This is a genomic window from Pseudomonas sp. MF4836 (assembly GCF_002018875.1).
Taxonomy (GTDB): domain Bacteria; phylum Pseudomonadota; class Gammaproteobacteria; order Pseudomonadales; family Pseudomonadaceae; genus Aquipseudomonas.
Window position 1 is genome coordinate 234069 of record NZ_MVOL01000004.1, and the last position, 12084, is coordinate 246152.

The 12084-nt window shown below is 66.2% G+C and carries 11 protein-coding genes; 2 read left to right on the plus strand and 9 right to left on the minus strand.

Going from position 1 to position 12084, the window contains the following annotated elements; genetic code table 11:
* Positions 1 to 207: 207 nt before the first annotated feature.
* The 9 genes from MF4836_RS11255 to MF4836_RS11295 all read right to left on the minus strand — a co-directional run bounded on the left by MF4836_RS11255 (position 208) and on the right by MF4836_RS11295 (position 9492).
* Complete coding sequence (locus tag MF4836_RS11255) at positions 208 to 1224, minus strand: Rieske 2Fe-2S domain-containing protein (RefSeq protein WP_078470401.1); 1017 nt, start codon at positions 1222 to 1224, stop codon at positions 208 to 210.
* Positions 1221 to 2360 (minus strand): hypothetical protein, encoded by a 1140-nt coding sequence (locus MF4836_RS11260; RefSeq protein WP_078470402.1) that lies wholly within the window; start codon positions 2358 to 2360, stop codon positions 1221 to 1223. Before MF4836_RS11260 ends, MF4836_RS11255 begins: the two co-directional genes overlap by 4 nt.
* Complete coding sequence (locus MF4836_RS11265; protein WP_078470403.1) at positions 2357 to 3517, minus strand: ATP-grasp domain-containing protein; 1161 nt, start codon at positions 3515 to 3517, stop codon at positions 2357 to 2359. Before MF4836_RS11265 ends, MF4836_RS11260 begins: the two co-directional genes overlap by 4 nt.
* Positions 3505 to 4863 carry a F390 synthetase-related protein gene (locus MF4836_RS11270; protein WP_078470404.1) on the minus strand — a complete coding sequence of 453 codons (1359 nt, stop codon included), beginning with the start codon at positions 4861 to 4863 and terminating at the stop codon, positions 3505 to 3507. Before MF4836_RS11270 ends, MF4836_RS11265 begins: the two co-directional genes overlap by 13 nt.
* Positions 4853 to 5707, minus strand: coding sequence for an MBL fold metallo-hydrolase (locus MF4836_RS11275; protein ID WP_078470405.1), 855 nt, complete (start codon positions 5705 to 5707; stop codon positions 4853 to 4855). Before MF4836_RS11275 ends, MF4836_RS11270 begins: the two co-directional genes overlap by 11 nt.
* Positions 5704 to 6711, minus strand: a complete 1008-nt coding sequence (locus MF4836_RS11280; RefSeq protein WP_078470406.1) for an NAD-dependent epimerase/dehydratase family protein — start codon at positions 6709 to 6711, stop codon at positions 5704 to 5706. The genes MF4836_RS11275 and MF4836_RS11280 overlap by 4 nt, the downstream gene beginning before the upstream one ends.
* Positions 6711 to 7730, minus strand: coding sequence for a beta-ketoacyl-ACP synthase 3 (locus tag MF4836_RS11285; protein ID WP_078470407.1), 1020 nt, complete (start codon positions 7728 to 7730; stop codon positions 6711 to 6713). Before MF4836_RS11285 ends, MF4836_RS11280 begins: the two co-directional genes overlap by 1 nt.
* Before the next feature lie 58 nt (positions 7731 to 7788).
* Complete coding sequence (locus MF4836_RS11290) at positions 7789 to 8469, minus strand: hypothetical protein (protein ID WP_443217315.1); 681 nt, start codon at positions 8467 to 8469, stop codon at positions 7789 to 7791.
* Between the two features lie 105 nt (positions 8470 to 8574).
* Positions 8575 to 9492, minus strand: coding sequence for a LysR substrate-binding domain-containing protein (locus MF4836_RS11295; protein WP_078470408.1), 918 nt, complete (start codon positions 9490 to 9492; stop codon positions 8575 to 8577).
* Between the two features lie 180 nt (positions 9493 to 9672).
* Between MF4836_RS11295 and aspA the strand changes: the two genes are divergently transcribed.
* Together aspA and purE are read left to right on the plus strand one after the other, a co-directional pair.
* On the plus strand, positions 9673 to 11097 hold the full coding sequence (gene aspA, locus MF4836_RS11300) for an aspartate ammonia-lyase (protein WP_020298261.1): 1425 nt from the start codon (positions 9673 to 9675) through the stop codon (positions 11095 to 11097).
* A 491-nt stretch (positions 11098 to 11588) separates the two neighbouring features.
* Positions 11589 to 12080 carry a 5-(carboxyamino)imidazole ribonucleotide mutase gene (gene purE / locus MF4836_RS11305; RefSeq protein WP_020298262.1) on the plus strand — a complete coding sequence of 164 codons (492 nt, stop codon included), beginning with the start codon at positions 11589 to 11591 and terminating at the stop codon, positions 12078 to 12080.
* Positions 12081 to 12084: the final 4 nt, after the last annotated feature.

A 12084-nucleotide genomic window follows, 5' to 3' on the forward strand; every position in this document is an offset into this window, starting at 1 on the left:
GCAAGCGTCAAGCCGCAAGCCTGGAGCTTCTGTGGCGAGGGAGCTTGCTCCCGTTCGGCCGCGCAGCGGCCGCAAAGAAAGTTTGCGCGGTATACCTGACAAACGGTGCGTACAGGGTTTAGGCCAGCTGCGCTGGCCAGCGCGAGCAAGCTCGCTCGCCACAAGGCTCACTGGAGCCCCGTAGCCTTTTAACTTGCAGCTTGCCGCTTAGATCCAAAATTCCTCCCGCCGCTCTTGAAACCCCTGCATCTCCCCCTGTTGCAACAGCTGCCTGATCCACGGCCCCAACAGGTCCTGGGAGCTGTCCAGCGGGTTTTCCCGACGCCAGCGCAGGGGGACGGCGGCAAAGCGCTGCTGGTTGGCGCTGAGTTTTTCCAGGATCTGCCGGTCCTGGCGCAGGATCACCTTGAACAAAGGGTGCAGCACGCTGCGCTTGAGCCAGGCCGGGGTCCGGCCGCGGGCGGTGGCGATGCGGGCGAACAGGCGCAGTTGGCCGTCGGCGGCTGGCATCAGCCAGGCACTGACCAACAGGTTGAGGCGTCCCTGCCGATCGCGGTATTCGATTTCCGCCAGCCCGGGCAGACGAAAGCGTCCCATGCTGACCCCTCGTTCACCCTCGAACAGCCGTGAAATCAGTCCCGACTGGGTGCCTTCCTCGCTGTACTGCGCCTGCACCCCGTCGCTCAGCGCCTGGACCCAGGCCGTGATGTGCTGGCGTTGCTGGTCATGGCGAATCCAGCCGGCATGCACGAAATGGGTATGGAACCCGTCGAGAAAATTCTCTGCCGCATCCTGCAACGAACAGCGCACCTGGTCGGTGATCCAGAAGGTGTCCAGCGCCTGTTGCTGTTCGGCAGGGGCGACCGGGGGGCTGGCCGGACGTTCTGGCGTCAGGCTGGCCCACACCAGCCCATGGGCTTCGCAGCTGGGCAGCGGTTGCAGCAGCGGCTGGCTGCATCGCTGTTGTTGCTGGCCGGGCAGATGGGTACAGCGGCCTTGGGCGTCGAGGCGCCAGCCGTGATACGGGCATTGGATCTGCCCGTTGTGCACCCGGCCGGCGCTCAGCGGCGCGAAGCGATGGGGGCAGCGGTCGGGCAGCACCGCCGGCAGTCCCTGGGCATCGCGAAACACCACCAGCGGCACGCCGTGCAGGGTGCAGCCCAACGGCTGTTTTCGCAGCGTGTGGCTCAGGGCCACGGGCCACCAGGCGTTATCAGGCTTCACAGTTTGAGTTTCCTCATCAGGGGCACGCCGATGCGCGTCAGCAGCAGGCTCAACAGTTGCCACACCAGGCGCCGGCCCAGGGGCAGATGCCCGACCTGGATCAGGCTGTACTCGATCTGTGGCTGGCCGCCGCGCAGGCGTTTGAACGCCGCGGCGCCGGAGCTGAAGTTGAGTACCAGGCGCCGCTCCACGGCTTCCTGCAGGCACAGCCGGGTCAGTTGTCGATAGAGCCCGGTGCGCTGGGGCAATGCGGTGTCGTAGCCGACGATGGGGGCACTGATCAGGCTGCTGTTGGCGAACCAGCCAAGGGCGCCATCGATCCGCCCCTCGGGATTGCGCAGGGCCCGTAGCTCAAGCCAGCCCTCGGCGTGGCCGCGTTGCAGCCATTGGGCGCTGTAGTGCGGGTTCAGGGTGCAGTACTTGTCCAGGTACAGCAGGTTGTACAACTGCTCGATGCGCTCGAAGTCGGCGGCCTGCAACTGCGCGCCATGCACCACGGTGTAAGGGCTGCGGCGCAGCAGCGTGGCATCGAGGCGGGTGTTGTGATGACGCAGGAAGGCTGAGCGTTCGCCCTCGCGACCGTCGAACAGGTACACCTGGCGGCTGGGGATCGCCAGGTAGCCCAGAGCTTGCAGGCGCTGGCGCAGCTCCAGGTTGCTGAAGTCGTTGAGCGAGCGGAAACCGAAGCCATGCTCGGGAAACTGCCGCCGCAGCAGGTCGGTGATCGCCGGCAGGTCGGCGCCATCCCAGTCGGCGGGGTAGAGGTTGGTCGACAGCAGCCAGTTGTTGACCTGCACCAGCCGGTCGACCTGGGCCGCGCGCAGCAGGCGGTCGACACCCTGGGTCAGCAGCTTCAAGGGCCAGGCCAGCCAGGGGCGGTTCAGGCGCTTGAGTTCTTCCCGGGCGTAGCCGCTGTAGGCGGTTTGCGGCGAGACCACGTAGCAGTTGTCCGGCGGTTCGGTGCCGTGGGTGATGCTCACCGGAAACTGCTGCTGGCCGGTGTCGAGCAGGGCCAGGGTGCAGCTGACATTGCCGATCAGCGCACCGCCGGCGCAGGTGCGCACGTAGCGCAGGGCCTGGCTGTCGTCAGCCCCGGGCGCCAGAGTGGTCAGTTGTTCGGGCAGCAGCAGCTTCATGGCCGGGGGGCGTCCAGGGTTTGGCCGTTCCACTCGATATCGGCGGTGGAGGCGGCCAGCAAACCGCAGCGTCGGGTCAGGGCGCGGCCGATGATTTCGCCGAGGCTCAGCAGTTGGGCCAGCAGTGGACCGCGATCGCCATCCTGCACGATCACGTCCCGCGCGTGCTGGTAGTCCTTCCAGAAGGGGCGGCTGAAGGCCCGTTGCGGGGCGGCCAACAGCAGCATGGCCAGGGCGATCATGCGCGGCTCCAGGGTGGCTTCGAGTGGCGGGTTTGCGCCGGCGTTCTCGCTCAACGCCGCCACCAGTTGCGAGCGCTGGTCGTCGAACAGGTGCACACCGCTGGTGGCCCTGGGGTTGCACTCCAGGACATGGAAACGGCCCTGGGCATCCTCGATAAAGTCGAAGCCCACCTGGCCGGTGTAGCCGGTTTCGCGACCGAATTGCTCAAGGAAGGTGCGAATCGGCAGCGGCGCGCAGGCCTGGAAATAGATCCCGGACCCGCGCCCGACCCGGTACTTCGGCTGATAGCAGCTGTGAGCGCGCAACTGGCCGTCCACCAGCACGCTGAAGCTGCAATATTCCTGGCCGGCGACAAAATCCTGGGCGACCCAGGGCGCATCGACGTTGGGCTGGATCTTCGCCAGTTGCGCCGCGCTCGGGCGGATCAGGGTCTGGGAGGCGAAGCGCGAATACGCCGGCTTGAGCACCAGGTTTTCGCCCTCGGCGGCCAAGGCCTGCAACGCCGCAAGGTCGTGCAGCACCTGGGTCGGCGGCGCTGCCACGGCCCAGCCCTGGGTCATGGCGGCGAAATCGCCCTTGTGATGCAGACGGTGCAGCAGGTCGAAGTCGCTGGTGAACACCCGGCACAGCGGCCGCAGGCGCTCCAGGCCGTGAGCCAGGTAGAACACCTCTTCGCAGGTCGGCAGCAGCAGGTCCACCGATTGCTGGCGGATGACCGTGGCCAGGGCGTCGATCCAGGCCTGGGGGTTGGCTTTGGGTTCCGGCAGGCGCACGAAGTGTTCAGCCGCGCGGCTGAAGCGGCTCAATGGCTGGGCCAGGGAGTCAGCCACCGTGACCTTCCAGCCGGCGTGCTGGAACGCCCGGGCCCACTCCAGGCACGCCGGGGCGCGGGCGCCGAGAATCAGTACATGCATGGCAAGCCCTCGGGTTGTTGCAGCATCTGGATCCGTCGCCGTTTGGCCTGGGGCGGCGGCGCCAGCCAGTGGCCGAAGCTCAGGCCGGGCGGGCTCAGGTCGTGCTCGGCGCAAAGCCGATGCAGAGCCTCGGCCAGGCGTTGGCAGACGTCAGAGTAAGGCTCCCGGGTGCGCAGGTTGATGTGCCAGGTCAGGCCCTGCTGGCGAATTTCATATTCTTCCAGGGCCGGGCCGAGCATCAGCAGGCCACGGCGCAGCACGTCGGGATACAGGGCTCGCAACTGCCGGCCATCGAGGCTCGGCAGCCAGAGAATTTCGTCGGCCCGACCTTCCACCGCCGCGATGGCGCGCTCGGCGCGGCCACAGGGGCAGGGCGCCGCAGCGACCCGCAGAATATCGTTGAGGCGGTAGCGCACGATCATCTGCGTGCGCCGGGAAAAGTCCGTGATGATCGGCTGAAAACGCGTCTGCGCGGCATCCAGCCATTGCGGCTCGATATGCAGGTGGCTTTCGTTGAGGTGCAGGGTCCCGGCCTCGCAGGTGTAGCCGAGGAAGCCTTCGCTGGCCTGATAGATCTGCTGCGGCTGGCGCCCGAACGCGGCGAATACCGCCTCGGCGTCGGCGCTTTCCAGCACCTCGGCCACCGACAAGATGTGCCGCGGGCGAATCCGCAGCTGCCCGGCCAGGGCCGCCTGGGCCAAGCCGCGCAGCACGGTGGCCGGGGCCACCAGCACATCCGGATCCTGCTGGTTCAACCGTTCGAAGGACGGTGCCAGGCCCAGGGTCAGGTCGTGAAAGGCAAAGTCGATACGGCGGCTGGCCAGGGTGGTGTACAGGCGGCTGTTGGCCCGCAGGAAGAAGGCAATCCGCAGCGGTGCCAGCCACGGGCACAGCAGCCGTGGCAACAGCGCCCGGGGCAGGGTCCGCGCCAGCAGAATGCCGGCCCAGCGCTGGCGTTCGACGCTGCTCACCAGAAACACCCCCTGGGCCCCCGACGTACCGCTGGACAGACCGACCGTGATATCCCCCAGCGTCGGGCTGAAATCCCGGGACTGCTCGGCCTGGACCGCCAGCGGCAGCACCTGCTCCAGGCTCAGGTCGCGGGTGTTGTAGGCCGCGAAGTCGCCCATCAGCGTGGCCTTGTCCATCAGTGGCAGGCTGTCGAGGGTTTGCCCCGGCGGGGGGCTGAAGCGTCGGGCCTGGGGCATGACCCGGGTCATGAAGTGCGCCAGGCGCCTGGCCTGCCAGGCTTCCAGCCGGTCGCGCCGGCGAAATTGCAGGCCATAACGGCTGAGGATGAAGGAACCCACGCTGCGCAACGTACTCAACAGGCGCTCACTGTTCATCGACGAACGCCTCCCAGGCCCGGGTGCAATGGGACGGCAGCACCGCCACCGCCGGTTCGCGCCGGAGCAACTGGCCAAGGCCGCTGTAGGTGCGCCGGTATTGCCCTTGATCGGCGCTGGAAAACCACAGCGCCGGTGCCGCCGGCAGGCGATTGGCGCGGCAGGCCGGCACCGACCAGCAGGCGTCGGCCACCAGGAACACCGGCCGCCCCTGGGCATCGGGAATAAACAGCCCCAACTGGCCAGCACTATGCCCCGGCAGCGGTACGCCGATCAGGCTGCCATCGCCGAACAGGTCCAGGCCCTGCTCGAAGGGCGCCATCCAGCCCGGCAGCGCGCAGCTGGGGCTGGCTTCGGCCAGGTTCAGGCGGGCGTTGAAGTCGTCCGGCAGCAACCCCGGCAGATGGCCGCCGAGGGTGGCGCGCCAACGCTGGCCGCGCAGGCTGTCGATATGCCGGTAATCGGCTTCCAGGGCAATGAAACGCGCATTGCTGAAGTCCCGCAGGCCGGCGATATGGTCGGCGTGGAAGTGGGAAATGATCACGTAGCGGATATCAGCCGGGCCGATGCCCAGCTCATGCAACTGGGCCCCCAGCTGTTCCGCCACCGGCAACTGCACCGGCACCGCGCTGCGGTACAGGCGCTCGGGCAGGGCCCGGGTGGCCTGGAAGAAGTGCTCGGCGTAGCCGGTGTCGTACAGAATCCAGCCGTGGTCCGGGTGCTGGATCAGCCCGCACAAGGCCGGAAACTGCACCGGCGCCAGGCGCCCGCCACGGTCGGCCATGCATTCCAGGTGCTGGCACCAGCCGGCCCGCAGGATCTTCAAGCTCACGCGGCGGCTCATGGTTGTTGCCTCTGTTGTGCCAGCCACCATTGGGCGTGCTGGGCGATGCCCTGTTCCTGGCTGATGACCGGGCGGTAGCCCAGCTCGCGCTCGATCGCACTGATGTCCAGGGTCTGGCTGAAGGCCAGGACCCCGGCGCCGTAACGGGTGATCAAGGGTTCGGCGCCGTTGCCCAGGCGCGCGCGCAACTCCAGCAGGTATGCCACCCGGTCCACCAGGCGCCAGGGCAGGCGTCGGGTGCGCAAGGGAAGGTCGAATTGGCGGGCCATTTTCTCCAGCAGTTCCTTGAAACTCAGCGGCGTGCCGTTGCTCAGGTTGTACACGCACAGCGCACGCGGCAGCGGCCGGGTCAGGGCCAGCCACACCGCCTGCACCAGGTTGTCGATGCAGGTCAGGTCCAGTTGCGCCCGGCCGCCGCGCATCAGCGGAATCGCCCCGCGCTGCATGACTCGCAGCAGACGCGGCATCAGGGTCGCGTCCCAGGGGCCGAACACCGCCCGTGGTCGCAGGATCACACATTCGCCAAGCCCGGCCTGACCCAGCAGCACTTCGGCCTGGGCCTTGCTGCGGGCGTAGTCATTCACCGGGGGCGGCAGCGGCTGGTCCTCGCGGATGCCCAGGCGGTCGCGGAAATCGAAATACAGGCTTGGTGTCGACAGGTGCACCAGGCGCCGCACCTGATTGACGCGGCAGGCGTTGATCACCTCGGCGGTGGAGTCGAGGTTGGCCTGGGCAAAGGCCTGGGGCGAACCCCAGGGCGAAGACAGCGCCGCGCAATGCACCATGGCATCGCAACCCTGGCTGGCATCGGCCAGCAGCGCCTCGGCCTGGGGGCTGCCATGGTCCAGGGCCAGCCAGCGCACAGGCGCCGGGCTCAGGGCGATGACTTCGGCGGCGGCCTGGGCATTGCGTCCGCTGAACAACACTTCGCAACCTTCGGCCGCCAGCCGCCACACCAGATGCCTGCCGATAAACCCGCTGCCGCCAGTGACCAGGACTTTCATCAGTACTCCAGGATCATGCCGCCGAGGGACAGGCCCGCGCCGGTGCCGATCAGCAGCAGCCGTTGCCCGCGCTGGATGCGCCCGTCGCGTACCGCAATGTCGAGGGCCGTGGGCAGGGAGGCCGCGACCTGATTGCCGTGCCGGGCAAAGATGTCGACCACCTGCTGCGAGCCGAACCCCAGGCGCCTGGCCGCGTGCTGCATCGCCTGCTGGCTGGCCTGGTGCGGAATCACCCAGTCGATCTGCCCTTGCTGCAGGCCGGCCTGGCTCAGCAGTTCTGCCAACAGGTTCGGCAGGTGTTTGGCGGCGAGGCGGAACACGCCTTTGCCCTGCATCGAAAAACTGGTCAGGGGCTCGAACGGTTCATCGATGCGTCGCGGGTGATAACGCGAACCACCGGCGCGGATCTGGCACAGCTCGGCGCCTTCGGAAAAGGTCTTGAGGCGCGAGGCGAGGATCTTCGGCCCGGCGTCACTGGTGCCCAGCACCACGGCGGCGGCCCCGTCGCCAAAGATGCCGCTGACTTCGACCTGCTGCCAGTCCAGCCCGCAGGAGGCGATGTCGGCGCAGACCAGCAGGATGCGTCGGTACTGCCCGGCAATCAGCGGCCAGGACAGGGTGTCGAGGGCGGCAATGAACCCCAGGCAACTGGCGTTGATGTCCAGGGCCGGAATGCCCGACTGGCCCAGGCCCAGCTCGCGGTGCAGCAGCGCGGCATTGCACGGCATGCCCTGATCCTGGGTGCCGCTGGCGCAGACCACCAGGTCCAGTTGCTCCAGTTCGACTCCCGCTGCCAGCAGTGCCTTGCGCGCCGCGCTGGCCCCCAGGCTGGCCGCGTTGTCTGCGGAGCTGGCGACATGCCGCTGCACCACGCCGCTGATGCGCGCCACGCTGCCGGTTGCCAGACCCATTTGCTTGTCCAGTTCGGCACTGGTGACGATCCGCTCGGGCAGGGCATGCCCGGTGCCGAGGATGGTCACGGCTCTGGAGGGCAGGGGCGAAGGCTGTGATGTGTGCATTCAGGTTCCGTGTGTGGGCGGTCAGGCTGCGCGCCAATGGCGGCAAGGCAGGGGGTGATCAAGCCGGCTCAAGGGCCACCGGGCATTTTTCCAGCAGCAGCGCGATGCCCTGCTGGTACTCGTCGGGGTCCATCAGGTCGCTGTGCTTGGGGATGTTGTAGGCCTTGCCCTGACGGTGCAGGTCGGTGCTCGCCAGGCAATAGAAATCGGGGCTTTGCTCAAGGTGCGCGACCTGCTCCCAGGCCAGACCGCCCGTGGCGCCATTGGCGTGGGTCAGGGTGAAGCCCTGGTCGTCGAGTAGCAGACGATAGGCACCTTCGGTGGCCTTGAGTGGAATCCGCAGCTTGGCCTCCACCAGGCGTTGATTGAGCCCGCGCAAAGGCGTGCCTGAGGGGATCGGTTTGAGTTTGATGTTGCCTTGCAGGCGCTTGAGCCAGCGCCCGGAAAACAGCCGCCAGCCCAGCCCATAGATAAGGCCGAACAGGACCATGGCGATGATTTTTTCAGCGCTGAACACACGCTGCGGGAAGTAAATCGCGGCCAGGCCACCGGCCAGCGGCAGTGCAAACGCCAGGGCCGTGACCAGGGGCGGGACAAGACGGGCAGCCAGCCGATTCTGCAGCTGGGTCAGCTTGCCCATGTGCTGGTCGTGCTGCTGCATCTCGCGCGCCAGCTGCGGTGCGATTCTGGCGGCGGTGTGGGCGGGGGTGATGGTGAACTGCAATTCCATGGTGTTCAAACCGGTGTCCGTTACCTGATCAGGGCGGCAGTTTACGGGTTTGCGCGATGGTTGGTGCTGATGTCTTTCAGCGCCCCTGGGGTCACGGGGCGCCAGGCGTCGTACTCAGGCACTGGTGGTGTTCTGCGCCGCGCCGCCTTCGAGTTTGCGCCACAGCAGGCGCACGTTTGCCTTGCGCACCAGGGCGCAGCGGTACAGGCGAATCTCCAGCGGCACATGCCATTGCGGGCCGCCGCAGACCACCAGCTCGCCGCGCGCCAGTTCGGCCCGCACGCTCAATTGGGGCACCCAGGCGATGCCCAGGCCTTCGAGGGCCATGCTTTTCAGGCTGTCGGCCATGGCGGTTTCGTACACCGTGGTAAAACGCAGGGCGCGCTGGCGCAACAGCATATTCACCGAGCGCCCGAGAAAGGCCCCGGCGCTGTAGGCCAGCAGCGGCACGCTGGCTTCGCCCTCAAGGTCGAACAGCGGCTGGCCATCCGGCCCGGCGGCGCACACCGGGAGCATTTCGGTGTGGCCCAGGTGCAGCGACGGGAAGATTTCCGAGTCCATCTGCATGGCGGCGTCCGGGTCATAGAAGGCCAGCATCAGGTCGCAACCGCCTTCACGCAGGGCATGCACCGCGTCGCCGACGTTGGTCGCCACCAGCCGCGTGGCGATGTTCAGGCCTTCGTTGCGCAGTTGCGCGATCCAGCGCGGGAAGAACCCCAGCGCCAGGGAGTGCGCGGCCGCGACCTGCATCACCTCGCCCTGGCCGCCTTCCAGGTGATGCAAATGCCGCAGCACTTCACCCAGTTGTTCGACCACGGTGCGCGCGGTCACCAGGAACAGTTGCCCGGCTGCCGTCAGCTCGATGGGCGTGCGGGAACGGTTGACCAGGGTCAGGCCCAGCGCCGACTCCAGGCTGCGGATCCGCCGGCTGAAGGCGGGCTGGGTCACGAAGCGCCGTTCGGCGGCCTGCGAGAAGCTGCGGGTGGCGGCCAGGGCACTGAAGTCCTCGAGCCATTTGCTTTCCAGATTCATCACGTCCTCCCGGACACGCACCATTTTAGGTCACACGCTCGCCGTACACGCGGCGTCACATGGGCATTATGCCGTTTATGCATAGGGCAGTGTTTAACAGCATTGGCCCAAAATTGCCTGTAGGCCTAGCATTCGAAGCGTTCCGGCACAGACCGGGTCCATATTGAGATGATTTCTATCATGTCCTCCGCTGCATCATTCCGCACAGAAAAAGACCTGCTTGGCGTACTCGAAGTACCGGCTCAAGCGTATTACGGCATCCAGACCCTGCGAGCGGTGAATAACTTCCGTCTCTCCGGCGTTCCGATTTCGCACTACCCCAAGCTGGTTGTCGGCCTGGCGATGGTCAAGCAGGCCGCCGCTGACGCTAACCGCGAGCTGGGTCATCTGAGTGAAGCCAAGCACGCTGCCATCAGCGAAGCCTGTGCCCGTCTGATCCGCGGCGATTTCCACGAAGAATTCGTGGTGGACATGATTCAAGGCGGCGCTGGCACTTCGACCAACATGAATGCCAACGAAGTCATCGCCAACATCGCGCTGGAGGCCATGGGCCACAGCAAGGGCGAGTACCAGTACCTGCACCCGAACAACGACGTGAACATGGCGCAGTCGACCAACGACGCCTACCCGACCGCGATCCGCCTGGGTCTGCTGCTGGGCCACGACGCCATGCTCGCCAGCCTCGACAGCCTGATCCAGGCGTTCGCAGCCAAGGGTCAAGAATTCAACCACGTCCTGAAGATGGGCCGCACCCAACTGCAAGACGCCGTGCCGATGACCCTCGGCCAGGAATTCCGTGCCTTTGCCACCACTCTGGGCGAAGACCTGGCACGCCTGAAGACCCTGGCTCCGGAGCTGCTGACCGAAGTCAACCTGGGCGGCACCGCCATCGGTACCGGCATCAACGCCGACCCGCGTTACCAGCACCTGGCCGTGCAACGCCTGGCGACCATCAGCGGTCACCCGCTGGTACCGGCAGCCGACCTGATCGAAGCCACCTCCGACATGGGCGCCTTCGTACTGTTCTCCGGCATGCTCAAGCGCACCGCGGTCAAGCTGTCGAAGATCTGCAACGACCTGCGCCTGCTGTCCAGCGGCCCACGTACCGGGATCAACGAGATCAACCTGCCAGCGCGTCAGCCCGGCAGCTCGATCATGCCCGGCAAGGTCAACCCGGTTATCCCGGAAGCGGTCAACCAGGTGGCGTTCCAGATCATCGGCAACGACCTGGCCCTGACCATCGCGGCCGAAGGCGGCCAGCTGCAACTGAACGTGATGGAGCCGCTGATCGCCTTCAAGATCTTCGACTCGATCCGCCTGCTGCAACGGGCCATGGACATGCTGCGCGAGCACTGCATCGTCGGCATCACCGCTAACGAAGAGCGCTGCCGCGAACTGGTCGAGCACTCGATCGGCCTGGTCACCGCGCTGAACCCGTACATCGGCTACGAAAACGCCACCCGCATCGCCCGTATCGCCCTTGAAAGCGGCCGCGGCGTGCTGGAACTGGTGCGCGAAGAAGGCCTGCTCGACGAAGCCATGCTCGCCGACATCCTGCGCCCGGAAAACATGATTGCTCCACGTCTGGTGCCGTTGAAGGCGTAACCGACGCGACACTGAACACGCAACACCGCTCACCAGGTCGAGGGACTAGACACCTCTCACCTTTTGAGGGCTTGGAGATCACTCTCCAGGCCCTTTTTTTTGCCTGTACCTTGATGCCCCACGGCGTAAATCTGTAGCCGCTGCCGCAGGCTCGGGCCGCGCTCGGCCGCTGCCCCTACTAAATGCTGCCTCATTTACCTGACACTCCACGGCGTCCGATCCGGCCAGCGCAGCCTCGTTCCCTGGCAGCGGCCACGGTGTTTTCGGGGGTGGATGAACTGACTTTCGGGTCAATAAAATCGGGGTTTTGCTGTGGAAATACTTTGTATGACAGGTGGTCGGCGAAAGTGCGTTTAGTGCGGCTTTTTCGGTATACTGCGCGGCCTTCGGCCGGTTCGCCTGGCCATAATTCGTACATTCAAGCCACGCATTTTGCGTGGCTTGTTGTTTTTTGACGCGCCTGCGGGCGCCCAGAGAGAAGAGGCACGACGATGAGTGCACTGGTTGGCGTGATCATGGGCTCCAAGTCCGATTGGTCCACCCTTAGCCACACCGCCGATATGCTGGAAAAGCTCGGCATCCCTTACGAGGTGAAAGTGGTCTCTGCCCACCGCACCCCGGACCTGCTGTTCCAGTACGCCGAAGAGGCTGAGGCGCGTGGCATCGAGGTGATCATCGCCGGTGCCGGCGGCGCGGCCCACTTGCCAGGCATGTGTGCGGCCAAGACCCACCTGCCGGTCCTGGGCGTGCCGGTGCAGTCGTCGATGCTCTCGGGCGTCGACTCCCTGCTGTCGATCGTGCAGATGCCGGCCGGCATTCCGGTTGCCACCCTGGCCATCGGCAAGGCTGGCGCAATCAACGCCGCGCTGCTGTCGGCGAGCATCCTGGGCGCCAAGCACCCGCAGTTTCATACCGTGCTGAAAAAATTCCGCGCTGAACAGACAGACAGCGTCCTGGACAATCCAGACCCACGCGTCGCCTGAGGTT